Source organism: Bacillus sp. SIMBA_031, assembly GCF_046535225.1.
Classification (GTDB): domain Bacteria; phylum Bacillota; class Bacilli; order Bacillales; family Bacillaceae; genus Bacillus; species Bacillus velezensis.
On sequence record NZ_JAWRXC010000646.1, the window covers coordinates 1 to 239 of the forward strand.

General features: G+C 56.1%; 1 protein-coding gene. It reads right to left on the reverse strand.

Annotated features, from left to right (window positions below; genetic code table 11):
- Nucleotides 1–217 (reverse strand): nSTAND1 domain-containing NTPase (locus tag SB724_RS21670; protein ID WP_486304067.1); only part of this gene is annotated, 217 nt, incomplete at its 3' end.
- Between the last annotated feature and the right edge of the window lie 22 nt (nucleotides 218–239).

Sequence of the window (239 nt, forward strand, 5' to 3'; positions counted from 1 at the left end):
GGTCAACGTCCGGGCGGGCCAAAGAAGGCATGAATCCCTGGACGAATGAACTGTAGGTCTCATTAATCATTCGCTGCGACTCCGCGGCGATGGTCGCAAAGACCAATGAACTCTTACCCGAGCCCGAAACTCCGGTGAAAACCGTCAACCTTCGTTTGGGGATCTCAATGCTGATGTCCTTCAGGTTGTTTTCCCGCGCGCCTTGGACGCGGATCAAATCGTGGGTGTCCGCGACGTGC